This window comes from Winogradskyella sp. ECml5-4, assembly GCF_036903175.1.
Lineage (GTDB): Bacteria > Bacteroidota > Bacteroidia > Flavobacteriales > Flavobacteriaceae > Winogradskyella > Winogradskyella damuponensis.
The window spans coordinates 262,226-286,336 of the sequence record NZ_JAYJLF010000001.1; the positions used below are offsets into that span (position 1 = coordinate 262,226).

At 33.3% G+C, this 24,111-nt stretch carries 23 protein-coding genes; 13 read left to right on the top strand and 10 right to left on the bottom strand.

The features are described from left to right. The first annotated feature begins 33 nt into the window (after positions 1-33). Positions 34-411, top strand: a complete 378-nt coding sequence (locus tag VDP25_RS01105) for a DUF3127 domain-containing protein (protein ID WP_215926848.1) — start codon at positions 34-36, stop codon at positions 409-411. 126 nt (positions 412-537) lie between these two features. Further along, positions 538-1,176: a leucyl/phenylalanyl-tRNA--protein transferase gene (aat, locus tag VDP25_RS01110; RefSeq protein ID WP_334465740.1), complete on the top strand. Its 639-nt coding sequence runs from the start codon at positions 538-540 to the stop codon at positions 1,174-1,176. On the opposite strand, the gene VDP25_RS01115 is transcribed toward aat, so the two are convergent. Then, on the bottom strand, positions 1,145-1,720 hold the full coding sequence (locus tag VDP25_RS01115) for a DNA-3-methyladenine glycosylase I (RefSeq protein WP_334465743.1): 576 nt from the start codon (positions 1,718-1,720) through the stop codon (positions 1,145-1,147). The genes aat and VDP25_RS01115 overlap by 32 nt on opposite strands. Before the next feature lie 77 nt (positions 1,721-1,797). Here VDP25_RS01115 and VDP25_RS01120 point away from each other — a divergent pair, with 77 nt between their 5' ends. Next, positions 1,798-2,412: a thioredoxin family protein gene (locus VDP25_RS01120; RefSeq protein WP_215926842.1), complete on the top strand. Its 615-nt coding sequence runs from the start codon at positions 1,798-1,800 to the stop codon at positions 2,410-2,412. Positions 2,413-2,424: 12 nt separating this feature from the next. Here VDP25_RS01120 and VDP25_RS01125 read toward each other — a convergent pair whose 3' ends face one another. From VDP25_RS01125 to VDP25_RS01145, 5 genes are all read right to left on the bottom strand, one after another. Beyond that, a complete protein-coding gene (locus VDP25_RS01125) occupies positions 2,425-3,108 on the bottom strand; it encodes a hypothetical protein (RefSeq protein WP_334465752.1) in 684 nt (227 codons plus the stop codon). 142 nt (positions 3,109-3,250) lie between these two features. After that, on the bottom strand, positions 3,251-3,946 hold the full coding sequence (truB, locus tag VDP25_RS01130) for a tRNA pseudouridine(55) synthase TruB (RefSeq protein WP_334465755.1): 696 nt from the start codon (positions 3,944-3,946) through the stop codon (positions 3,251-3,253). Beyond that, entirely contained in the window at positions 3,946-4,749 is an 804-nt protein-coding gene (locus VDP25_RS01135) for an undecaprenyl-diphosphate phosphatase (RefSeq protein WP_215926836.1), read from the bottom strand. The genes truB and VDP25_RS01135 overlap by 1 nt, the downstream gene beginning before the upstream one ends. Before the next feature lie 57 nt (positions 4,750-4,806). Continuing rightward, entirely contained in the window at positions 4,807-5,070 is a 264-nt protein-coding gene (locus tag VDP25_RS01140; protein ID WP_334465759.1) for a DUF3098 domain-containing protein, read from the bottom strand. Positions 5,071-5,153: 83 nt separating this feature from the next. Next, positions 5,154-6,032 carry a cell division protein FtsX gene (locus tag VDP25_RS01145; RefSeq protein WP_334465762.1) on the bottom strand — a complete coding sequence of 293 codons (879 nt, stop codon included), beginning with the start codon at positions 6,030-6,032 and terminating at the stop codon, positions 5,154-5,156. 203 nt (positions 6,033-6,235) lie between these two features. Here VDP25_RS01145 and VDP25_RS01150 point away from each other — a divergent pair, with 203 nt between their 5' ends. The 6 genes from VDP25_RS01150 (at position 6,236) to VDP25_RS01175 (ending at position 13,575) form a co-directional block, all read left to right on the top strand. Next, positions 6,236-6,793, top strand: a complete 558-nt coding sequence (locus VDP25_RS01150; RefSeq protein WP_334465765.1) for a porin family protein — start codon at positions 6,236-6,238, stop codon at positions 6,791-6,793. Between the two features lie 139 nt (positions 6,794-6,932). After that, positions 6,933-10,067 carry a leucine--tRNA ligase gene (locus VDP25_RS01155; RefSeq protein ID WP_334465770.1) on the top strand — a complete coding sequence of 1,045 codons (3,135 nt, stop codon included), beginning with the start codon at positions 6,933-6,935 and terminating at the stop codon, positions 10,065-10,067. 111 nt (positions 10,068-10,178) lie between these two features. Next, positions 10,179-10,592: a hypothetical protein gene (locus tag VDP25_RS01160; RefSeq protein ID WP_334465773.1), complete on the top strand. Its 414-nt coding sequence runs from the start codon at positions 10,179-10,181 to the stop codon at positions 10,590-10,592. 255 nt (positions 10,593-10,847) lie between these two features. Beyond that, positions 10,848-11,948, top strand: coding sequence for an alanine dehydrogenase (gene ald, locus VDP25_RS01165; RefSeq protein ID WP_334465777.1), 1,101 nt, complete (start codon positions 10,848-10,850; stop codon positions 11,946-11,948). Between the two features lie 112 nt (positions 11,949-12,060). Continuing rightward, positions 12,061-12,756 (top strand): zinc metallopeptidase, encoded by a 696-nt coding sequence (locus tag VDP25_RS01170; protein WP_215927421.1) that lies wholly within the window; start codon positions 12,061-12,063, stop codon positions 12,754-12,756. 111 nt (positions 12,757-12,867) lie between these two features. Then, positions 12,868-13,575 carry a Bax inhibitor-1/YccA family protein gene (locus VDP25_RS01175; protein ID WP_334465779.1) on the top strand — a complete coding sequence of 236 codons (708 nt, stop codon included), beginning with the start codon at positions 12,868-12,870 and terminating at the stop codon, positions 13,573-13,575. A gap of 382 nt (positions 13,576-13,957) precedes the next feature. Here VDP25_RS01175 and VDP25_RS01180 read toward each other — a convergent pair whose 3' ends face one another. Next, positions 13,958-15,502 carry an Rne/Rng family ribonuclease gene (locus VDP25_RS01180; RefSeq protein WP_215926819.1) on the bottom strand — a complete coding sequence of 515 codons (1,545 nt, stop codon included), beginning with the start codon at positions 15,500-15,502 and terminating at the stop codon, positions 13,958-13,960. Between the two features lie 306 nt (positions 15,503-15,808). Next, positions 15,809-16,099: an HU family DNA-binding protein gene (locus tag VDP25_RS01185; RefSeq protein WP_008270198.1), complete on the bottom strand. Its 291-nt coding sequence runs from the start codon at positions 16,097-16,099 to the stop codon at positions 15,809-15,811. A gap of 134 nt (positions 16,100-16,233) precedes the next feature. Here VDP25_RS01185 and mutY point away from each other — a divergent pair, with 134 nt between their 5' ends. The 4 genes from mutY to gldD all read left to right on the top strand — a co-directional run bounded on the left by mutY (position 16,234) and on the right by gldD (position 19,798). Then, a complete protein-coding gene (gene mutY / locus VDP25_RS01190) occupies positions 16,234-17,274 on the top strand; it encodes an A/G-specific adenine glycosylase (protein ID WP_334465795.1) in 1,041 nt (346 codons plus the stop codon). Between the two features lie 80 nt (positions 17,275-17,354). Continuing rightward, positions 17,355-17,801 (top strand): single-stranded DNA-binding protein, encoded by a 447-nt coding sequence (locus VDP25_RS01195; protein WP_215926817.1) that lies wholly within the window; start codon positions 17,355-17,357, stop codon positions 17,799-17,801. 23 nt (positions 17,802-17,824) lie between these two features. Further along, entirely contained in the window at positions 17,825-19,144 is a 1,320-nt protein-coding gene (locus tag VDP25_RS01200; RefSeq protein WP_334465800.1) for a gliding motility-associated protein GldE, read from the top strand. Positions 19,145-19,225: 81 nt separating this feature from the next. Next, positions 19,226-19,798, top strand: coding sequence for a gliding motility lipoprotein GldD (gldD, locus tag VDP25_RS01205; RefSeq protein ID WP_334465803.1), 573 nt, complete (start codon positions 19,226-19,228; stop codon positions 19,796-19,798). 80 nt (positions 19,799-19,878) lie between these two features. Here the strand turns inward: gldD and VDP25_RS01210 are convergent, their stop codons facing one another. Together VDP25_RS01210 and VDP25_RS01215 are read right to left on the bottom strand one after the other, a co-directional pair. Then, entirely contained in the window at positions 19,879-21,513 is a 1,635-nt protein-coding gene (locus tag VDP25_RS01210) for a choice-of-anchor J domain-containing protein (RefSeq protein ID WP_334465806.1), read from the bottom strand. 11 nt (positions 21,514-21,524) lie between these two features. Further along, positions 21,525-24,059: a TonB-dependent receptor gene (locus VDP25_RS01215; RefSeq protein ID WP_334465809.1), complete on the bottom strand. Its 2,535-nt coding sequence runs from the start codon at positions 24,057-24,059 to the stop codon at positions 21,525-21,527. Positions 24,060-24,111: the final 52 nt, after the last annotated feature.

Sequence of the window (24,111 nt, forward strand, 5' to 3'; positions counted from 1 at the left end):
ATAAGTATAAAATAAATTATAGATTAAGCGAAAATGGAAGTACAAGGACGTATTAAAATGGTAGGAGAGACTCAAACTTTTGGTAGTAATGGGTTTAGAAAAAGAGAGATTGTAGTGACTACAGAGGAGCAATACCCACAACATATTATGGTAGAGTTTGTTCAAGACAAAACAGATTTATTAAACAGCTACCAAGTTGGTCAGCAGGTTAAAATAAATATTAACCTAAGAGGAAGAGAATGGGTAAACCCACAAGGTGAAACTAAATACTTTAACTCTATTCAAGGTTGGAGAATTGAAGCTGTACAAGCACAAGCTGCAAGCGGAGATATGCCACCTGTACCACCAACTGAAGCTTTTGAGCCAGTTAATAACTTAAACGAAGGTGATAACGACGATTTACCTTTCTAAAAAGGAAACTGTAAACTGATATAAAAGACTTGTTTTAATTTTAAAACAGGTCTTTTTCTATTTAATACGTAAATTAAAAACTCCTAGTTATCATTCAACATTAACACCTTTTAATAGCAAAATGCTATGCACTTTCTAACTAATAAAATAGAATTCCCAAATGTAACTGAAGCTTCTGCCGATGGTCTTTTAGCCATTGGAGGCGACTTGTCTACAGCACGTTTGTTACAGGCCTACAACAATGGCATCTTTCCGTGGTTTGACACTGCAGAACCAATTCTTTGGTGGTCACCAGATCCTCGCTTTGTTTTGTTTCCTGAAGATTTAAAAGTTTCTAAAAGCATGAAACAAATTTTAAAAAAGGATCTATTTAAAGTCACAACAAACCAAGCATTTAAAGCTGTTATAGAAAATTGTGCTCAAGCCAAACGTCCAGAGCAACATGGTACATGGATTACGGACGAAATGATAGAAGCCTATTTCAAATTGCACCAACTTGGTTATGCTAAATCTATTGAAGTTTGGCAAAACGACGAACTTGTTGGCGGCTTATATGGTATTGCAATTAATGATGATGTTTTTTGCGGTGAAAGTATGTTTGCCAAAGTAAGTAATGCGAGTAAGGTTGGTTTTATCACATTTATAAAAAACAGCAATTATAAACTAATAGATTGCCAACTACATACCAAACATTTGGAAAGTTTGGGTGCTATAAACATATCTAGAGCAGATTTTATAAGCTACCTTCAACCTCGTGGTATCTAAAACAAGAGACTTCATGATCGTTCACCATTCCAGTAGCTTGCATGTGTGCATAAATAACGGTTGAACCTACAAATTTAAAACCACGCCTTTTTAGATCTTTGCTTATAGCATCACTCAATGGAGTATTTGCTGGAGCGTTTTTATAATTTTCAAGCCTGTTTTTTATAGGTTTACCATCAACAAAATTCCATATATATTGAGAAAACGATCCAAACTCCTCTTGGACTTTTATAAAGGCCTGCGCATTAGTTATCGTAGCATTTACTTTTAATTTATTTCTAACAATACCAGCATCTTGTAACAAATCTTCAATTTTTGAAGGTTTGTATGCGGCGATTTTTTTATAGTCAAAATTATCAAACGCCTTTCTAAAATTGTCTCGCTTTTTTAAAATAGTAATCCAACTTAAACCCGCCTGAAAAGTTTCTAATATTAAAAATTCAAATAAAGTAGCATCATCATAAACAGGAACTCCCCATTCTTCATCATGATACGCTTCATACAAATCACTACCAACACACCAACCACATCTATTTTTACTCATTTGTAAGGAATTATTTTTAACACCACTAATGTAACAACAGTTGCATAAAAAATGTAATAGAATCTTATTTTTGTTCTATGGAAACAGACACACTTACAATAAATAGTATCATTTCAGAAAGTCTAAAAAACAGTATGACTTATGCTGAATATAGAAATTTAGTTATAAAATTAGTTGAAGAAAAATCAACCACAGGAGTCGATAAATCTGAAAATTTAGTAGAATATACTCAGCTTAACGATAGACGAATGAGACGTTGGGATAAAACAGCTAAAGTTTCTGAAGATATCAAATCTAAGCTTAAAAACTTTGACAAAAAAGTAACCTGGTTGGTTATTTCAGAGAGTTGGTGTGGTGATGCCGCTCACATTATGCCAATTATTAATAAGGTCGCTGAATTGAGTGAAAATATTGAATATAAAGTGGTGCTTAGAGACGAAAACGAGGCATTAATGAATCAGTTTTTAACCAATGGCGGAAAAGCCATCCCAAAGTTAATTATGCTAGATTCTGAAACAAATACTGTTTTAAACACGTTTGGTCCACGACCAACTGTAGCTACAAATTTAGTACAGGCCTATAAAGCTGAACATGGTATGTTAACGCCTGAATTTAAAGAAGATTTACAACGTTGGTACAATAAAGACAAAGGACAGTCTACAATTGAAGATTTAATACATCTGTTAGGATAAACAATCTTTAATTTAAAAGGAGGTTTTTCCTTTAAACAAAAATGTAATTGTACCTATTTGGTCTGTTCGGTTTGAGCTATCAAATTGTACAGATTCTGCATATGCAATAGCATGATCAATTAAGCATTTATTATTAGAGTTTGACGATCCATTAACATAGGCTTCAATTACATCTCCAGTTTTGTTTACTGTAATATTTACGATGATTTTTCCGCCAATTTCACATAGATATCGTGGTATTTCGTAATTCACTAAAGTTCTACCTTTTAAAGAATATGTAAGTGTCCCTTTATTTTTGGCATGTTCGTCTGCTAGCTTTTTATTTTTTAGTCGCTGACTTAATTCCTCTTGAAGTCTTTTATAAGACTCTGTTTCATTTGAATTTAAAGCATAGGCATTACTATTAGTGTAAGAAGAATTGAGATTCGTTTCTTCTTGTTCTTCTAGTTGTGACTCACTTGTTTTAGCCGCTTCTATCGCTTTCGTCGTACGTTCAAAATCATTTGCGTCAACGGTTCTAAAATTACGCATCATCTCTTTGTACTCTTGGTCTTCGTTAAATGCTTTATTGGTAGACTCTGCATTTAAATCTTCTAATTTTTGAAGTTCTTCTTCAGGTTTTTCAGGTTCTGGCTCAAGCAGGTAATAGCTTTCGGTAATTAAATCTTTGTGTTGTCTTATTTGAATACTAAACAAGCCAAAGACTATTATTCCTGCGATAAGAACAGTAATGATTAATGCTTTATGTTGTTCAATTAATTTCAGAAAAAAAGATTTTTAGGTGTATAACTATATACGAATATAACGTAGAAATAGTTTAAAAACCGATGTAAAATTCTTATTTCGAAGGTAAATTAGCTATAAATGCTTCGGGAGTTAAGGCATCATCAACTTTAAAATCGCCAATTCTAGTACGACGCAAAGACGACAAATGAGCTCCTGATTTTAAGGCTTTTCCAAAGTCGTGCGCCAAAGACCTAATGTAAGTTCCTTTACTACAAACGACTCTAAATTGTAATTCTAGTTGATTAATTTTAGTGATTTCGAATTCAGTAATTTCTACTTGTCTCGATTTTATTTCAACTTCCTCGCCTGCTCTAGCAAATTCATACAAACGTTTACCATCTTTTTTAATAGCTGAAAACACTGGTGGAAATTGATTTATCTGTCCTATAAATTGTTGCGTAGTGCTATGAATTAATTCATCTGTGATATGTTCGGTAGGAAAAGATTTATCAACTTCTGTTTCTAAATCAAAAGAAGGGGTTGTACTTCCTAAAATAAAAGTCCCCGTATATTCCTTTTCCTGGCCTTGAAAAACATTAATTTGCTTAGTCATTTTTCCGGTACAAATCACTAACAAACCGGTTGCTAATGGATCTAATGTACCTGCATGACCAACTTTAATTTTCTTTATATCAAAGGCGTGACGAATCTCCCAACGCAATTTATTTACGGCTTGAAAAGAGGTCCACGTTAACGGTTTGTCTATTAATAAAACTTGTCCGCTTAAAAAATCGTCTTTAGTGTGCATTAAATTTGAGTCCAGATTATTGCCGTAATTCCAACAACAACGCAATAAATAGCAAAATAGGTTAATTTACTTTTCTTTACCAAGGCAATCATCCAAGTACATGCAAATAAACCAGAAATAAAAGCAGCTATAAAACCAACACTTAAATATCCAAAGCTTGTACTATTATAAGTTAATTCGCCAGATAAAACGTCTTTTGCTATTTTACCAAATATAAGAGGAACAACCATTAAAAATGAAAATCGTGCCGCTTTAGTTTTATCTATTCCCAAAAGTACAGATGTTGATATTGTTGCGCCTGATCTAGAAATACCAGGTAACATAGCAATACCTTGAGCAACACCAATTATAAGACCATCTAATAAAGATACTTTTTTATGTGTTTTCTTAGCTCTATCAGCCAAAAACAGCAATAGTGCAGTAACAATAAGCATAGATCCAACTAGCAATATATTATTACCAAAAAGTTGTTCGAATTCACGTTCATATTTATAACCAATAATAACGGCTGGTATCATTGATATGATAATTTTTACAGAAAACTTAGACTCTTCATTCCACTCTAAATTTTTAATACTATTAAATATGCCTTGAAATATTTCAATAATATCTTTTCTAAAAATAACCATAGTACTTAATGCCGTTGCAAAATGAAGAACTACGGTAAACATTAAGCTTTCTTGTGGAATAGCTTCACTACCTAGAAGCGCTTCGCCAAGCTCTAAATGACCACTAGAAGATACAGGTAAGAATTCTGTAAGCCCTTGGATAATTCCTAAAATAATAGCATCAATAATTTCCATGGGACAAAAGTATCATTTTAGAATAATGAAACGATACAAAATTAAGTAAAATGAGTGTTATTTTTTGGAACCTTTATTTGGGTTTAGTAAAATGGCATAAACTTGAATACCAAATCCAATTAATACTAAAGTTGGTGCTAATCTAATACGTCTCCAGTTATAAATAGACTCGTCAAAAACATTAGGATCATCGCTTCCGCCACCAGACATCAGAATAAAACCTACAACAATAAAGGCTAAACCTATAAATAAGAATTTATAATTTTTCTTTCCAAAAATGAACTCAGACTTCGATTCTTCTTTACGTTTTTGTTCTCCCATGGTCTTTTCAGCTATTAATTAGTTCTTTGCAAAGTAACAGTTTTATTTATAATTGGAACGTTAAGAGATTGTGAATTTAAAATCTAGTAGTATAACTGATCTGTCTTTAAATTCAAGAAACGTTGCGTAGCTATAAACGTACTAATCCAAGTAATTAAAATACCTAATAGAAAAATTCCAACAAAAAGTGCTCCTATTAATACAGTATTTCTCAATAATTCTAATTCTGGAAATGTAAGATCTAAATAATACAATACAACAGCCATTCCTGCTAAAGCAACTAACGCGCCAATAATACCAAGCTGTACACTTTTCCATACAAATGGTCTGCGAATAAAACGTTTTGTAGCCCCAACCATTTGCATCGTTTTAATAATAAAACGTTTAGAATACACTGCTAAACGAATAGAACTATTAATTAATAAAACAGCTATTAATGTAAATAATGCACTAATAATTAACACCCAAAATGTAATTTTCTTAACGTTATCATTCATTAACTCTACCAAATCATTATCGTATCTGATCTCTTCAATAAAAGCTTTATTAGATAAGCCTTCGGAAATTTCGGCAAGCTGTTCTGTGGTAACAAAATCGGCTTTTAAATGCACATCTATTGAATTTTTAAGAGGATTATAACCCACAAAATCCATAAAGTCTTCACCGGTTTCGGCTTTCATAAATTCAGCAGCTTCTTCCTTAGAGACGTAAACCGCATCTTTAGTATAATCTGCCATCGCTAAACTCTTTTTTAGCTGATTCACTTCAACATATTTTGCCGTGTCGTTTAAATAAATAGTCATAACCACTTGCTCTTTAAAGTGATCGGCAACTTTTTTAGAGTTAATCACTAAAAGCCCTAAACAGCCTAAAAGAAACAATACCAAAGCGATACTTATCACTACAGAGACGTAAGATGAAATGAGTTTACGTTTTTGATATTTGTCAAAAGATGATGCCATGAATAAATGCGAATTTAAGTTGTAAAAATAATAAAGAATTTGCTTATGATAACTATTACAACGGCTAACTTTTTATAGTGTTGTAAACGATGTAAAAAAGATGTCAAACAATAAGCATTTACAATCTAAGTCATTTCTATTTTATGTTGGCACAATAATTGTCTAGTTCTAGGCTAATCAATTTATCTTTAAAATCAATTATTATGAAAAAAATTTACATCATTGTAGTACTTGCAACTTTAGGGTTAATGCAAAAAACAAATGCTCAAGACATCCAATTTGGTGCCAAAGCAGGACTTAACATCTCTAATTTTACAGGAGGAGATGCAGATAGAAATAGCCTCTTCGGATTTCATGTTGGCCTTATTTCTGAAATCCCATTGAGTGAAAAATTTTCGCTTCAACCCGAACTTTTATACTCAAGACAAGGATCAGAAGTACAAGATGTCATTAAAGTAAAAGTCGATTATTTAGCCATTCCAATTATGGCAAAATATTATTTAGCAAAAGATTTTAGCTTAGAAGTTGGTCCACAATTTTCGTTTCTAGTAAACGATAAAGGCGAATATATTGATAGCGACCTTCCTGATGAAGATACAGATGCTTCTAGTATTGATGTTGGAGCTAATGTAGGCTTGGGATATAACCTTAACTCTAATATGTTTGTCCAAGCGCGTTATAATTTTGGTATTTCAACGGTTGCCGAAAATCCAGATATTAAGAATAGTGTCTTTCAAGTCTCTTTAGGCTATAAATTCTAAGCTATTAAGCCTTAATTTTTAAAACGCATCTTACACTTTAGTAAGGTGCGTTTTCTTTTCTAATACCTATTGATTTTAAAATAGGCAGTTTAGATGGTTATTATTAAATTTGCGCCATTATTACAAGGAAAACAAGACAATGACATACAATTTCAACGACATAGAGAAAAAGTGGCAAGACTACTGGGCAAAAAACGAAACTTTTAAAGCCTCAAACAGCAGTGATAAACCAAAATACTACGTTTTGGATATGTTTCCTTATCCCTCTGGAGCAGGTTTACACGTTGGTCACCCCTTAGGTTATATTGCTAGTGATATCTATGCGCGTTACAAACGTCATAAAGGATTTAATGTTTTACATCCGCAAGGCTATGATTCTTTTGGATTACCTGCAGAACAGTATGCCATTCAAACTGGTCAGCATCCCGCAGTAACTACAGAAGCGAATATAAAAACGTATCGTCGTCAGTTAGACCAAATTGGGTTTTCTTTCGATTGGAGTCGTGAAGTACGTACCTCTAATCCGGAATATTACAAATGGACCCAGTGGATTTTTATTCAATTATTTGAGTCTTGGTATAATAACGATTCCAATAAAGCCGAGCATATTGATACTTTAGTTGAAAAATTTGCTGCAGAGGGAAATGCAACGGTAAATGCCGCTTGTGATGATGATATTGCTACTTTCACTGCGGAAGACTGGAATAATTATTCCTCAGAGCAACAGCAAGACATCCTTTTAAAATACAGATTAACCTATTTAGCAGAAACCGAAGTGAACTGGTGTCCAGAACTAGGAACCGTTTTAGCTAACGACGAAATCGTTAATGGCGTTTCAGAACGTGGTGGTCATGCTGTGGTCAGAAAAAAAATGACCCAATGGAGCATGCGTATTTCAGCTTATGCAGAACGTTTACTTCAAGGACTAGATACGGTTGATTGGACCGATGCATTAAAAGACATTCAAAAAAACTGGATTGGAAAATCGGTTGGAGCTTCTGTAACATTCAATGTCATTCCTGCTGTCTCGTCGAGCGCAGTCGAGACGTCTCACAAAATAGACGTCTTCACCACAAGACCAGATACTATTTTTGGTGTGTCTTTTATGACCTTAGCGCCAGAACACGAATTAGTGACTAAAATTACAACCGAAGCACAAAAAGAAGCCGTTGAAGCCTATATAGAAAAAACAGCAAAACGTAGCGAACGCGATCGTATGGCCGATGTAAAAACCATTTCTGGAGTCTTTACTGGGGCTTATGCTGAACACCCGTTTTCTAAAGCACCTATTCCAATTTGGATTGGAGATTACGTACTAGCAAGCTACGGAACAGGTGCTGTAATGGCGGTGCCTTGTGGTGATCAACGCGATTACGATTTTGCAAAGCATTTTGATATTCCTATTCCAAATATCTTTGAAGGTGCCGATATTTCTGAAGAAGCTTACGCCTCTAAAGACCATGTGAAAATTGCCAATAGCGATTTCCTAAATGGCATGAACTATAAAAAAGCCTCTAAACGCGTTATTTTTGAGTTAGAAAAATTAGGCCAAGGCGAAGGTAAAACCAATTACCGTTTGCGTGATGCGGTTTTTTCTCGTCAGCGTTATTGGGGAGAACCATTCCCTGTCTATTATGTTAACGGGATGCCTCAAATGATAGACAAAGCACATTTACCTATTGTACTGCCTGAAGTTGAAAAATACTTACCAACCGAAGAAGGCGAACCACCTTTAGGACGTGCAGACGTTTGGGCTTGGGATACCGAAAGTAATACTGTAGTTTCTAATGATAAAATTAACAATACAACCATTCATCCTCTAGAATTGAATACCATGCCAGGTTGGGCAGGGAGTTCTTGGTATTTCTTCCGTTATATGGAAGAGGCTGCCAATAGAGATGGTGTATTTGCCAGTGAAGACGCGCTTAAGTATTGGGAAAATGTAGATTTATATATTGGTGGTAGCGAACATGCTACAGGTCACCTACTCTACTCGCGTTTCTGGGTAAAATTATTAAAAGATCGCGGTTTTGTGAATGTGGAAGAGCCTTTTAAAAAGCTGATTAACCAAGGAATGATATTGGGGACTAGTGCTTTTATTTATAGAGTTGATCTTTTATCTCATTCATCTACAACATCAAAAGATTTTAAAGACCCTAGTTTAAGTAAAGCTATTTACGTTTCTTATGACAGCTACAAGAAGTATGAAGACTTATATAAATTTATACTAAATTCTAAAATTTCTGCAGAGGATAAGAACACATTTGCCAATGGTAATGGTTTAACCAAAGGTTTAGCTAGTATTATTGAAGATACTGTGTTTTTTGATTTATTAAATGAAGAGCAAAAAGAAACCGTAAATGCTTTTCAAGAATTGTTTGAAACAGTTCAAAAAGATATATATAGTCAGAATACAGGAGCTATTATTGAAGGACTTAAATTTTCACCTATTCACGTAAAAGTACAATATGTAAATGCTTCCGATGAATTAGATATTGAAGGTTTAAAAACGGATGGTGAATTTGGTGAAGATTTTAAAGATGCTGAATTCATTCTTGAAGACGGTGTATATAAAGTTGGTAGAGATGTTGAAAAAATGTCTAAATCAAAATACAACGTTGTTAATCCTGATAGTATTTGTGCCGACTACGGAGCAGACAGCCTAAGATTGTACGAAATGTTCTTAGGACCATTAGAACAATACAAACCTTGGAATACCGCTGGTATTACAGGAGTACATAATTTCCTTAAAAAACTATGGAAATTATATGTAGATGATAATGGCTTAAAAGTCAATGACGCAGAACCAACAAAAGACAACTTAAAAACATTACATAAAACCATAAAGAAAGTACAAGAAGATATTGAAAATTTCTCTTTCAATACGTCGGTATCTACCTTTATGATTGCCGTTAATGAGTTAACACAACAAAAATGTACAAGCAAAGCTATTTTAGAACCATTATTGGTTTTAATTTCGCCTTATGCGCCACATATTGCTGAAGAACTATGGAGTCAATTAGGAAACAGCACATCTATTTCTACTGCAGCATTCCCAGAATTTGAGGCGAGTCACCTAGTAGAAAGTAGCAAAAAATACCCAATATCGTTTAATGGTAAAATGCGTTTTACGTTAGAACTACCAATGGATATGAACAAAGATGATATTGAAAAAACCGTTATGGCTCACGAAAAAACCATAGCACAATTAGATGGCAGAACACCTAAAAAAGTGATTGTGGTGCCAGGTAAAATTGTAAATATTGTTGGCTAAACTTCTAAAACATATCATCATAACTTTGTTGCCAATTCTAGGTTGGTCGCAAAGTTATGTTGGTACTGTTACCAACTATTTACATAGGGAATTTAAATAAATTCTAATACTATGTTTTTAGACCAACCTACAACTAAAAAGAAGCACAAATCGCTCAAAGATTATTTTGATTTTCGTAATAATCAGGTCAATCAAATTGGTTTAATACTCTTTTCCGCATTTATAATTAGCACCTCTTTACATTTCTTTTTTGAAGAACGCTTTACAGAAGAGCAATGGAAGACAAGACCTATGACTCGCCATAAAATTGTAGATGATCTTATTGACTCTCACGTTTTATTAAACAAATCGAAACCTGATGTTATAAAATACTTAGGCCAACCAAGTTTCACTATTACAAAAGACATCATGTTATATGAGCTTGGCTTAGCGCCACAATTTAACAGCGACCAAGTAGAACATCTATATATTGAGTTTAGTGATGAGACCGTTTCTAAAGTGTCTTTAACACTGTACGACTACTAATGCGTCAGCTTAAACCTCATTGTTTGTAATTTTATCTCTAGTATCACTAATCATAACTGCACTTCATCAAAAGTTTCTTGCATTATCTCAATATCATATTACCCTCAAAATCAACCCTATTTTTAGAAATTTATAAATTAAAAGCTTCAAAATAGTAAATCCGTAAAAGTGATTTCAAATTGACATTCAGATTTGGAACATCAGATTTATTAATAGTAATTTTCAAAAGCTATTAATCTTATAAATCATTAAAAAATGAAAATCGGAGTCCCAAAAGAAATCAAAAACAATGAAAATAGAGTTGGAATGACACCAGCTGGTGTTTTTGAATTAACAAAAAACAAACACGTTGTTTACGTACAAAAATCGGCCGGATTGGGTAGTGGTTTTTCAGACTTAGACTATATTGACGCTGGTGCCATTGTTTTGGATACTATTGAAGACGTGTACACTTCTAGTGACATGATTGTAAAAGTAAAAGAACCTATTGCTGAAGAGTACCCTCTAATACAATCGCATCATGTGGTATTTACTTATTTTCATTTTGCCTCTAGCGAACCACTAACAAAAGCCATGTTAAAAAGTAAAGCTGTTTGTATTGCTTACGAAACTGTTGAAGACAAAGATGGTTCTCTGCCATTATTAACACCAATGTCTGAAGTTGCTGGAAGAATGGCAATACAACAAGGTGCAAAATATTTAGAAAAACCTATTAAAGGACGTGGTGTTTTATTAGGAGGAGTTCCAGGTGTACCACCAGGACGTGTCTTAGTTTTAGGGGCTGGCATCGTTGGTATTCAAGCAGCAAAAATGGCTGCTGGCTTAGGTGCTCATGTCACTATTATGGATATTAACATGAAACAGTTGCGCTATGTGAATGATGTAATGCCTAGTCATGTAGTGACAGAATTCTCGAGCGAATACAATATTAGAAAGCGTATAAAAGATCACGATTTAATTATTGGCGGTGTATTAGTTAAGGGCGCAAAAGCCCCCAAATTAATTACTAGAGATATGCTTAAATATATGCGACCAGGAACAGTTTTGGTAGATGTTGCCGTTGATCAAGGCGGTTGTATAGAAACAACTAAAGCAACAACACACGAAGACCCAACTTATATTATTGATGATGTGGTGCATTATTGTGTCGCTAATATGCCTGGTGCTGTACCATACACATCAACTTTAGCATTAACGAATGTAACCTTACCTTATGTGTTGCGTCTAGCAAACCAAGGATGGGAAAAAGCTTGTGAAAAGGATCCTATGCTAGCTAAAGGTCTAAATATTGTAAATGGTAGAATTGTATACGAAGAAATAGCCGAAGCTTTCAATTGGTCTGTTGATGCCGTATAAACTAATACTGTCATAAATAATCCTGACAAAATTTCTTAACTCAAATTTGGCTTACTATTTGCTATTCATTTAGTAAATTTACATGAATTAAAAATTTCAAATTATGAGTGGAATGCTAGGATATTACATATTAATTGGTGCTATTGCTTTAGTGAGCTGGTTAGTAAGTAGCCAACTTAAACGTAAATTCGCTAAGTACTCTAAAGTACAACTAAGAAATGGCTTATCTGGAAGAGAGATTGCAGAAAAAATGTTGGCTGACAATGGAATTTATGATGTTGAAGTAATTTCTACACCAGGACAATTAACCGATCATTACAATCCAAAAAATAAAACTGTAAACCTAAGTGAGTCTGTTTACAACCAAAGAAATGCGGCTTCTGCTGCTGTTGCTGCCCACGAATGTGGACACGCCGTACAACATGCACAAGCTTATAGCGCTTTAGGTATGCGTTCTGCATTAGTACCAATTGTAAGCGTTACGTCTGGAATGTCGCAATGGTTAGTTATTGGTGGTTTAGTTTTAGGAGCTGCAGCAGGAGTTGGTTTAGGTTATTGGGTAGCCGTTGCTGGATTAGTCTTTATGGGCTTTGCAACGCTATTTAGCTTTATCACTTTACCTGTAGAGTATGATGCAAGTAATAGAGCTTTAGCATGGTTAAAAAATAAAAACATGGTAACACCAGAAGAATATAAAGGTTCTGAAGACGCACTTAAATGGGCTGCAAGAACATATTTGGTGGCTGCTATTGGAGCATTGGCCTCTTTATTATATTGGGCACTTCAGGTGTTTGGAGGTAGAGACTAACAGCTTAAAACATATAAACACAATTAAAGCTCTGATTACTCAGAGCTTTTTTATTTGAATTACAACTGAAATTACATACATTAGTTAAACTAATCAATTTTTAAATTTAAAATGGAAAATCAATTCCCCGAAAAAATAATGGTCAATAGCCTTTCAGAAGTTGATCGTGTTGCTTTTTACAAAAAAACATATTCACATGTTGCCGCAGGTGTACTTGTCTTTGTGTTATTTGAGTATTTACTCTTACAAAGTGAAACTGTAGTTGAGTTTATGTTATCTATGACACAAGGCTATAAATGGCTATTAATGTTAGGTGGTTTTATGCTAGCAACCAATTATGCCGAAGGTATGGCAATGCGTACAACAGATAGAAACAAACAATATTTAGCTTACGGAATTTATATCTTTTTTGAAGCTTTAATTTTTGTACCTATGCTATATATTGTTACAGAATTAATGGGACCTGAGGGCTCAGATCTTCTTTACCAAGCCTCTATAGTAACCTTAGCCCTATTTACAGGATTATCTGCAACCGTACTAATGACAAAAACTGATTTTTCATTTCTAAAAACAGGATTAACCATTGGTTTCTTTATTGCTATTGGATTAATAATTGCAGGTTCCTTATTTGGTTTTGACTTAGGCTTATGGTTTTCTGTAGGTATGTGTTTATTAGCCGGAGGATCTATCTTATACCAAACATCTAATTTAGTAAAAACTTATGGTGTTGAAGATTACATTCCTGCAGCCTTAGGCTTATTTGCGTCTTTAATGTTATTATTTTGGTATATCCTTAGAATTTTTATGTCTAGAGATTAATTTAAAATGGTCTCTAACAATAAAGCCTAACTAAAAATTTTAGTTAGGCTTTATTGTTACATATTTTATTTTATCCTGTTTTTTATTAAAAAAGCGAAACAAATGGTAATATACCATACAATGTTATTAAACCTGTTGTTTTCTATACTCTATAAGTGCCGTAAATTTGCACCCGCTTTAAAAAGCCCAAGATAGATAAATATAAAGATTATGAAAACAAGTAACAGAACAGTAGCAGAAAGTAAAGTAGGAACAAAAACTTTAAAATTTAGTAATTCAAGTGCCATTGTTTGGAATACGAAAAGACGTTACAAATAAATACAAACTCATATTAAAACAAAAAGCCCAACTAAAAATTTTAGTTGGGCTTTTCTAATAGATATTATTTGATTTTGTTACCATTTTTATCAAAAAAATGATATTCAAGATAAGTGTAAGCATCTCTAGGTAAAACTTTTACCCATTTTTTATGTTCAAAAAACCACTTTGAACGCACTGATGGAAACCCTTTGGTTAAAAAGGCTGCTATAAAAGGGTGTGTATTAAGTGTTACCTTTTTATAGTCTTTTTTGAAAATACGTTGTAAATCTTGATTAATACGTTCTACCACTTTAATTGGTGCTTCGATTTCATCTCCTCCTACTAAATTCGGATTTTCTTCTTTCGTTTTAATATTGCGTTCTGGCCTAACGCGTTGTCTGGTGATTTGCACTAATCCAAACTTACTCGGCGGCAATATTTTGTGCTTTGCTTTATCATCTTTCATCTCATCTCTAAGATAATTATAAAGCTTTTTTCTATTTTCTGCTTTGCCCATATCTATAAAATCGACAACGATAATGCCTCCCATATCACGTAATCGTAATTGGCGAGCAATTTCTTGGGCTGAAATCATGTTGACTTCTAAAGCAGTGTCTTCTTGGTTTTTCTCTTTATTAGAGCGATTACCACTGTTTACATCTACAACATGAAGGGCTTCGGTATGTTCTATTACCAAGTAAGCGCCTTTTGCCATAGAGACAGTTCTACCAAATGATGTTTTAATCTGACGTTCTATGCCATATTTTTCAAAAATTGGAACACCATTTTTATAGTACTTCACTATAGATTCTTTTTTTGGTGCAATTTGCTGCACATAATCTTTTACTTGTACATACATTTCTTCATCATCTACAACAATACCAGAGAATGAATCGTTAAAAATATCTCTCAAAATTGAGGATGCTTTATTCATTTCTCCCAATACTTTTGTTGGGTGATGTGCTTTGTACAGTTTTTTACACATTGCTGTCCATCGATCCAGCAAATTTTGTAAATCAGTATCGAGCTCGGCAACTTTTTTGCCTTCTGCTACGGTACGAATAATAACTCCAAACCCTTTAGGTGTAATACTTTTTACGAGTCTTTTTAAGCGGTCTTTTTCTTCTTGCGATTCAATTTTTTGTGAAATTGAAATACGATTAGAAAATGGTACCAAGACAATGTATCTTCCTGCAATAGACAATTCTGAGCTAATGCGTGGTCCCTTTGTAGAGATTGGTTCTTTTACTACTTGTACTAATATGGATTGATTCGATTTTATGGCATTCGCAATGCTGCCATTTTTATCTAAATCCTTTTCCATAGGAAAGTCTTTAAGGGTGTAATCCCTTAATTTCCCTGTGCTTACACGCTTAATGAATTTTAAAAGCGAAGGCAATTGCGGTCCTAGATCATGATAGTGTAAAAAACCATCTTTCTCATACCCTACGTTTACAAACGCAGCGTTTAGACCAGGCATAACTTTACGGATTTTGGCAATAAAAATATCGCCTACCGCAAAGTCATTGTCCTCTTCGTCTTTGTGTAATTCAATAAGTTTTCCATCTTTTAATAAGGCAAAATCAACAATATCTGAACTCGATCTTACGATTAATTCTTTGTTCATAATGTTAATTTATATCTAGCTCTTCATTGAGTTAGATGGAGTTTACTAAATTATTTGACACAGGATGTAATATCCAACAAACCATGGCATACTCTATTAAATACACCAGATTCTATATCAAAGAACGTTTCTTTAAAACTGAAAAAAGTAGTTATAAAACTACTTTTAACAATTTATTTCTTTTTATGACGATTAGCGCGTCTACGTTTTTTACGCTTGTGCGTCGCTACCTTGTGTCTTTTTCTTTTTTTACCACTTGGCATAATAAATAATTCTTTTTAATTAATATTTTGTTTAAATGCTTTCTTAGTTAACCTCAACATTAGATTTAACACCTTCTAAAAATACTTTAGCTGGCTTAAATGCAGGAATGTTATGAGCAGGAATTTTTATTGTAGTATTCTTTGAAATATTACGACCTGTTTTTTCAGCTCTTGTTTTAATAATGAAACTTCCGAAACCTCTTAAGTATACGTTATCTCCGCTTTCTAAAGATGTTTTTACTTCTTCCATAAAGGTTTCAACAGTTGCTTGTACGTCACCTTTTTCAATACCTAACTTGTCAGATATTTTTGCTACCAAATCGGCTTTTGTCATTGTTATTAGTTTTAGGGTTACTTTAAATTCTAAGGGATTGCAAATATAGGTAATTTAATTTCAATAGTTCAAACGTAATTAATTAAAATTTAACACAATAAACATTTAATTTTGTTTTTCATTAAAAACACTAAATGGATTTCAACCTCAAACTAATTAACTGGTACTCAGTCAAAAAAAGAGAATTACCTTGGCGAAAAACTAGTAATCCGTATTACATTTGGCTATCAGAAATAATTTTACAACAAACACAAGTTAAGCAAGGATTACCTTATTATGACGCATTTGTTACCAAATATCCTACAATTTTTGACCTTGCTGAAGCTTCTGAAACATCCGTTTTAAAATTATGGCAAGGATTAGGATATTATTCTAGAGCTAGAAATCTTCATACAGCAGCAAAATATATTGTTAATGAATTAGAGGGTCAATTTCCAAACACTTATAAAGACTTACTTAAGTTAAAAGGGGTTGGAGATTATACAGCAAGTGCTATTGCATCTATTGCATTTGGTGAAGTTGCTGCTGTAGTAGATGGTAATGTATATCGTGTACTCTCTCGTTATTTTGGAATTGATACTGCTATAAATTCAACTTTAGGTATTAAAGAATTTAAGTCTTTAGCAGCTTCTCTAATAAGCAAAGATCAACCTGCCACATACAACCAAGCTATCATGGAGTTTGGCGCGCTGCAATGCAAACCTAAAAATCCCGATTGTACAACGTGCCCACTTGCATCGGGTTGTGTAGCACTTCAGAAAAAACTAGTCGATACGCTTCCTGTAAAATTGAAAAAAACTAAAGTTACCACTAAATATTTCAACTTTTTAGTCTGTATAGACCCTAATAAAAAGGTTCTTTTTGAAAAACGTACTAAAAAAGGAATTTGGCAAAACCTCTATCAGTTTCCTTTAATTGAATCAGAAAAAAGTCTAAGTATTAATGAATTTGATTTACTAGATATTGAAAACACATTTTTAAAAACAACCCCCTTCGATTACTCTTTATATAATGAAACAGATATTGTTCACAAATTATCTCACCAACATCTGTATACTAAATTCTGGATTATTGAAACAGAACACTTACCAAAAGAAGCAATTTCTATTGAATCACTAACAAAATATCCTGCTCCAGTGCTTATTAGCAACTTTTTACATAAGTTCACATTTTAGAATCTTAAAGAAATCACATTTTTTTATTACTTTTAATGGAGTACTTTCAAAAAGACTAACTTTACAAAAAATAAATAATTATGGCTGGAACATTAAATAAAGTGATGCTCATCGGAAACTTAGGTGACGAAGTAAAAATGCATTATTTTGATGATAAAAATTGTGTTGGTCGTTTTCCTATTGCCACTAGCGAATCTTACGTAAATAAGCAAACAAACGAACGCATAACCAATACAGAATGGCACAATATTGTGGTTAGAAATAAAGCGGCTGAAATTTGTGAAAAATACCTTACTAAAGGTGATAAAGTTTATATTGAAGGTAGAATAAAAACTAGAAAATGGACAGATGATAAAGGTATGGATCGTTATTCTACAGAAATTCAATGTGATGAATTTACATTCTTAACACCTAAGAATGACCAACAACAATCCAATAAACCTAACACGCAAAATACCAATCCTCAACCACAACAACCTGCACCAACAAATGCAGAACCAGAGGGAGATGATGATTTACCATTCTAACCAACTTTTAAACTAACCTTATCTTGGACCCAGAACCCACGGTTTTAATTTCACATTTAGTAGTTATCAATAGCTCGTTTATAACAAGTATTATCATTCTTATTATTTTATTAATGTGTTCTGCTTTAATTTCTGGAGCTGAAGTTGCTTTATTTTCACTTACCAAATCTAATATAGATGAAGGTATAGAAAAAAAATCTCCTGCAATGTTAATTATTGCAACACTTTTAGAACGCCCAAAAAAATTATTAGCCACCATATTAGTTGCTAATAATTTTATAAATATTGCTATTGTTCTATTGTTTGCATATATAGGAGAAACGCTTTTTAGCAGTATTACAAGTACCTTGTTTAGGTTTTTAGTTGAAGTTGTTTCGGCAACATTCTTAATATTATTATTTGGAGAAATTATTCCTAAAATTTACGCAAGTAGAAATAGTGTAAAATTTTCTTCTTTTATGGCAAGACCATTACGCTTTTTAGATGTGGTTTTTTCTCCTTTAAGTTTACCAATGCGCTTTGTAACCATTCAAATTCAGAATAAATTTGGGAAACAACGCTCTAATCTTAGTGTAGACCAGTTGTCTCAAGCCCTAGAATTGACCAACGACGAAGACACCACAAAGGAAGAACAAAAACTATTACAAGGTATTGTATCGTTTGGAAACACAGATACCAAACAGGTAATGCGACCTCGAATGGATTTGTTTGCTCTAAATATAAACACGCCTTATGAAACCATTATAAAAGAAATTATTGACAATGGTTACTCTCGTATTCCGGTATATGAAGAAAACATCGATACGATTAAAGGTGTGCTTTACGTTAAGGATTTATTACCACATTTAAATAAGAAAACATTTGATTGGACCACCATTTTACGAGAACCTTTCTTTGTACCAGAAAACAAGAAATTAGATGATTTAATGGTAGAATTTCAAACCAAAAAAGTACATCTTGCTGTGGTTGTTGATGAATACGGAGGTACCTCTGGATTGGTGTCTCTTGAAGATATTATTGAAGAAATTGTTGGAGATATTAGTGACGAATATGATGATGACGATTTAATCTATACCAAATTAAACAATAACAATTATAGCTTTGAAGGCAAGACTCCTCTTAAAGATGTATATAAAATAGTTGGTATTGAAGATGATATTGAACTTTTTGAAGCTCGGAAAGGAGAAGCAGAAACACTTGCAGGTTTTGTTTTAGAAATTTCAGGTGGCTTCCCAAGAATAGGAAGTAAAATAAATTTTGAAAATTACGTTTTTACAGTAGAAGCTTTAGAACGTAAGCGTATTAAACAAATAAAACTTACGTTATTAGGGACACACGTTTAAAACGAGCACATTACACATTATCCAATAAGGTGATAATAACTAAAATAATACGTGTCCTACAAAAACAATAAATACAAACACATGAAACGCATAGTTCTTCCCATTTTAAGTTTATTAATGTTAAGCTGTGGAGATGATCCATTACCAAAACCAAAAGGCTATTTAAGACTCGAATATCCAAAAGCCGTCTATAAAAAAGCTACAGTTCCATTACCGTTTTCTTTTGAAAAAAATGAACTTTCGGATCCTATAAAGTTTGTAAAATCTACGGCAGACATTAAAGGCATTGATGTTAATTATCCTTCTTTAAAGGCTACAATTTATCTCACCTATAAAGAAGTAAAAGATGGAAACTTAGAGAAGTTGTTACGAGATGCTCAAAACCTTACTCAAAAACACACCATGAAAGCAGATGAGATTGCACAAGGTGAATTTGTAAATGCTGAAAAGCAGGTTTATGGAATGTTTTATGAAATTGGAGGCGATGCTGCATCACAATCTCAATTTTATGTTACAGATAGCACCAATCATTTTTTAAGTGGTTCGCTTTATTTCTATGCTAAACCAAATTACGATTCTATTTATCCAGCTTCAGAGTATCTAAAAAAAGATATTAAGCGTATTATGGAATCCGTTCAGTGGAAAAACGAATAACCTTAATAAAATACTTTATAAAAAAATGCCTATCGAAAACTCGATAAGCATTTTTTATCCTTAGAAAATATAATTTACCCTTAACTTTGGTAAACCCATTCTCCTCCTGTTTTTATAACAGCAAAATCTTCTGTTGTATTACTACCGTTATAAACTTCAATAGTAATAACATACTTTTGCTCTTCTTCAGCAGAAGGATCTATGTCATTTAAAACTACTCTAATAGCATCTAATACCATATCATTAGTCCATTCAGCGGCATTACCAGATCTTCTATCCATGTTACCATAGTTTTCCATACTATCAGTAGCTGTAGGATATTCTGCGCCAAGTTCAGATATTATTAATGTATAATCGTCACTAGTTAAGGTGTATTTAATTGTGTTATCTGGCAACCATGCTCCATCCTCGTAACCAAACTGTAACATTGTAGTAATAGTTGACTCAAAGCCTGACCATTGACCATTAGTGTAAGTATAAAGATTACCTCTTAATTGAGCTCCACTTGAACTAGATACATACTTATAGATAATTAAAATTTCATCTTCCTCTTGTGCATATGGATATTTAATATCTAAGAATGTAGGCAAATAATTATCCGCAGGTATAGAGCTACCAAAGTTGCTTAAGCCCATAGACTCAAAATCTTCTTCACTTAAGATATAAACACCTTCAGCTAATTCCCATTCACCATCAATATATGTATAATACACTTCTTTATTTACTGTAGCACCTTCTACACCAGCAACTTTAATTTTAGCTACTTCGATCTCCCAAGTTGCACCAACATCTAAATCAGACTCATATTTAAAAGCAATATGAATGGTTTCTCCTTCGTAAGCAGATAATAAATAATCATCAGATTCTACAGCCGTCCAACTATCTCCTGCTGGTACCGGACTCACCTCTATAGTATCCCAATTAGCTGCAACTATATCACCATCATAATCTGTAGAGATTAAGATATTGTAATAATCAGACTCATTAGCGTAATTTAAGATCTGAGTAACTTGAAACAAAGGATTTACTTGATTCGTTAAATCAATTTCTGAAGATATCAACCAATCTTCGTTTACGTTATTTTCTGAATCTGCATAACCTGACATTTTAGATCCATAACTAGTTCCTTCCCAAACTTGATCTCCAGTTACGCTAACAGCAGTATAATCTAAAAGTGTACCAGCCGATGCAAAATCAGCTTCATAAATAGTAGCAATACCTTCTACTGGCTCCTCCGTATATTGCTTGTAAGATGCTAATACAACCTGTCCTTCTTCGGGAGTAGGGTATTGATCTTCAAGAAGGCCTGGAATAAAGTCTTCTGGGTTTTCATTAGGGTAAAATGCGATAGCATTTAAAGCTCCTTGAGGGTAATCTAAAATTTCTAATTCATATGTGTCTGCAGATGTGTAATCACTAAGTCCTTCTGCATTTCCTACGTATAAATCGTAAGTCACGAATACGGTTGAACCTTCACCCCAAAAAGGATAGTTGCTTTCTAATAATTGAGGAATTGAATCCTTAGCTTGCTGCTCTGAATTAAAGTTTCCGTAAGTTAAATTTAAATCGTCGTAATCGTCACTAGTTACTGTATAATAGTCAGTTCCTACGATAGGATCTGCTGACGTATCTAGATCTTCGTAAATGTCTTCCATTGGGTTACAACCTACAAAGGTTATACCCAAAATTGCTAAACAATAAAATATTCTTTTCATATTAAATTTTTTTAAAAATTAACTTGTAATCCTACACTATACGTTCTACCAGGACCAAAATAAACTTGAGCACCTGAAGCAGTACCACCTACATCATTAGCATCTGAAACATACTCAGTATTAAATACGTTATTTACTTTACCTATTAATACGGCATCAAAATCTCCCATTTCAAAAGTATGTCTTAAACCAACATCGAATAAACCGAAATCAGGAATCTTCCATACATCTGGTAAATTTTCTGTACCTCTATTTGTAACATCATAAGATGCATAATTGTCACCAGCAAAATGATAATCTACATAAACATTAGATTTATTTGCTAATTTATAATTCGCACCTAAAGCAAATGTCGTTTGCGCTGCGTCACCAACTTTTAATCCGTCAGCAAAAACATCAACGATACTTAAAACATCTCCTGATTGATTTCTTATAGGACCCGAAGTATCACTAGTCCATTTCCAATCACCTAAAGATGCCATACCTGTTACTGTTAAATGATCAGTAGCTTTATACCTAAGGTCAATTTCAATACCTTGGTGTAAAGCATCAATACCTTTTAAGTTATAAAAATAAACATCATCGTTAGTAGAAACTCTACCTGCATTAGCTTTATCTAACCATTGTGTATAGTACACATTAACATTAGCACTTAACTTTTCACCACGAAAACCGTATCCTACCTCAGCACTAAAAACTTTTTCATTAACAGCATCTGGGTTAGCATCAATACCATCTTCATTTATAAATACCGCATCTAAGAATGGTGCTTTAGAGAAGTAACCTACATTAACAAAAACATTATTACTCATATCTAGGTTATAGTTACCACCACCTTTAACACCGTAACCTACAAAGTTTTTAGCATCAGATGTTCTATCTCCTGTAATTGTTCTGTTCATATATTCTTTCTGCTTATAGTTGCTATTAGAAACATCTGCAGCCACAAAGAAATTTAACTTATCATTATATTGGTATTCAGCTTGACCAAAAAGCCCATATCTTATAACAATACCATCGTAGTCTTTATTATAACGATCACCAACTTTTAATGGCTTACCATAAGCAAAAGTATTCACTTCATTATCTAAGTAAAATTGACCACCTAATAAGTCATCTACTTGGTACCAGTGAGACCCGATATAATAACGACCATCAAAACCACCAGAAACTGTTAACCTATCATTTACTCTATTTTTATAACTAGATAATATCCCGTACCATTCATGAGAGTTTCTAGAAGACGAAATAATATCAGAAGAACCATTTACTCCATTAGCTCTATTTTCTGCAACGATTCTATCAAAATCAATAGGAGTTAATCCTGAAGATCCAATTCTATAATCATCAGATCCAATTTTAGAACCTTCATCTCTGCGTCCTCCTCCAGAACCAAATGATGCATATAACGCTGTTGATAATACTGATTCATCATTAATATTCCATAAATGATTTACAGACATTTGTGGTTTATGGTAAAAGTTATAAGATTGGTGATAAACTTCACCATCTTTATAACCCCAATCTTTATTTGCTTTTCTTGGTCCTGAATCTGTATCCTTTAATTCATCAATTGTAGAACGATTGTAACGTTGTCCATGTTCTTGTTGAGAACCAAAAGCAGTAAATGATATTCTATGTGCATCATTTATTTGTTGAGATAAACTTAAGAAATAATTGTATCCAGAAAATTCAGTTCCATCTACATAACCATTACCAGAAATTTTTGCAGCACTAACAGTAGCAGCAAAACCTTTATCACTTAAACCCGTTGAATACGTCATTCCGTATTTTAAATAACCATCATTAGCAACACTAGACTTAACATTACCGCCTTGTTCTGCGTCTGTTGTTTTTGTAATAATGTTAATTGTACCACCTACAGAAGCCACAGCTACTTTAGAAGCACCTAATCCTCTTTGAACTTGCATAGTCGATGTTACATCTCCTAAACCAGCCCAGTTACTCCAATACACAGCTCCGTTTTCCATGTCATTTACTGGAACACCGTTAATCATTACTGCGACATTTTCAGAATTAAACCCTCTTAGATTTATTTTACTGTCACCGTAACCACCACCTTGTCTTGTTACATAGACACCTGGAGTTGCTTTTAAAATTTCAGGAAACTCTTGAGTTCCTAATTTTATAGCAATTTCTTCGGCTTTAATTGTTGACACAGCAACCGGTGTTTTTCTGTCTACAGCAACAGAAGCAACAATCATAATTTCGTCTAAACCTACATTACTAGACATCAGTGTAATAGTACCTAAATCGGTATCTCCACTAAACGCTATCGTTTGAGTTACATAACCTACATAAGAAATAACTACTTCACCTGAATTTAAATCAGTATTTAAAGCAAAGCTGCCTTCAAAATCTGTAGTTGTTCCATTTGTTGTTCCCTTAACAATAATGTTAGCACCAGGAAGTGGTGAGTTCATGTCACTATCAATAATAATACCCTTGATAGAGCTTTGGGCATATGCAAACGTTGTTAAACTGGTTAAAACAACAATACATAAAAAAAGACTAAATTTTTTCATATAAAATTTCAGTTAATTGGTTTTTATCAGCGCAAAATTACGCATTACAATA

What these genes read in the sequence shown, in the direction of transcription:
- VDP25_RS01150 (WP_334465765.1), top strand. Translation starts at nt 6,236, where the DNA reads ATGAAAAAAATTTACATCATTGTAGTACTTGCAACTTTAGGGTTAATG.
- gldD (WP_334465803.1), top strand. Translation starts at nt 19,226, where the DNA reads ATGAAACGCATAGTTCTTCCCATTTTAAGTTTATTAATGTTAAGCTGT.
- VDP25_RS01160 (WP_334465773.1), top strand. Translation starts at nt 10,179, where the DNA reads ATGTTTTTAGACCAACCTACAACTAAAAAGAAGCACAAATCGCTCAAA.
- truB (WP_334465755.1), bottom strand. Translation starts at nt 3,946, where the DNA reads ATGCACACTAAAGACGATTTTTTAAGCGGACAAGTTTTATTAATAGAC.
- mutY (WP_334465795.1), top strand. Translation starts at nt 16,234, where the DNA reads ATGGATTTCAACCTCAAACTAATTAACTGGTACTCAGTCAAAAAAAGA.
- VDP25_RS01145 (WP_334465762.1), bottom strand. Translation starts at nt 6,032, where the DNA reads ATGGCATCATCTTTTGACAAATATCAAAAACGTAAACTCATTTCATCT.
- VDP25_RS01155 (WP_334465770.1), top strand. Translation starts at nt 6,933, where the DNA reads ATGACATACAATTTCAACGACATAGAGAAAAAGTGGCAAGACTACTGG.
- VDP25_RS01170 (WP_215927421.1), top strand. Translation starts at nt 12,061, where the DNA reads ATGCTAGGATATTACATATTAATTGGTGCTATTGCTTTAGTGAGCTGG.
- VDP25_RS01175 (WP_334465779.1), top strand. Translation starts at nt 12,868, where the DNA reads ATGGAAAATCAATTCCCCGAAAAAATAATGGTCAATAGCCTTTCAGAA.
- ald (WP_334465777.1), top strand. Translation starts at nt 10,848, where the DNA reads ATGAAAATCGGAGTCCCAAAAGAAATCAAAAACAATGAAAATAGAGTT.
- VDP25_RS01210 (WP_334465806.1), bottom strand. Translation starts at nt 21,513, where the DNA reads ATGAAAAGAATATTTTATTGTTTAGCAATTTTGGGTATAACCTTTGTA.
- VDP25_RS01180 (WP_215926819.1), bottom strand. Translation starts at nt 15,502, where the DNA reads ATGAACAAAGAATTAATCGTAAGATCGAGTTCAGATATTGTTGATTTT.
- VDP25_RS01215 (WP_334465809.1), bottom strand. Translation starts at nt 24,059, where the DNA reads ATGAAAAAATTTAGTCTTTTTTTATGTATTGTTGTTTTAACCAGTTTA.
- VDP25_RS01135 (WP_215926836.1), bottom strand. Translation starts at nt 4,749, where the DNA reads ATGGAAATTATTGATGCTATTATTTTAGGAATTATCCAAGGGCTTACA.
- VDP25_RS01115 (WP_334465743.1), bottom strand. Translation starts at nt 1,720, where the DNA reads ATGAGTAAAAATAGATGTGGTTGGTGTGTTGGTAGTGATTTGTATGAA.
- VDP25_RS01120 (WP_215926842.1), top strand. Translation starts at nt 1,798, where the DNA reads ATGGAAACAGACACACTTACAATAAATAGTATCATTTCAGAAAGTCTA.
- VDP25_RS01185 (WP_008270198.1), bottom strand. Translation starts at nt 16,099, where the DNA reads ATGACAAAAGCCGATTTGGTAGCAAAAATATCTGACAAGTTAGGTATT.
- VDP25_RS01105 (WP_215926848.1), top strand. Translation starts at nt 34, where the DNA reads ATGGAAGTACAAGGACGTATTAAAATGGTAGGAGAGACTCAAACTTTT.
- aat (WP_334465740.1), top strand. Translation starts at nt 538, where the DNA reads ATGCACTTTCTAACTAATAAAATAGAATTCCCAAATGTAACTGAAGCT.
- VDP25_RS01195 (WP_215926817.1), top strand. Translation starts at nt 17,355, where the DNA reads ATGGCTGGAACATTAAATAAAGTGATGCTCATCGGAAACTTAGGTGAC.
- VDP25_RS01140 (WP_334465759.1), bottom strand. Translation starts at nt 5,070, where the DNA reads ATGGGAGAACAAAAACGTAAAGAAGAATCGAAGTCTGAGTTCATTTTT.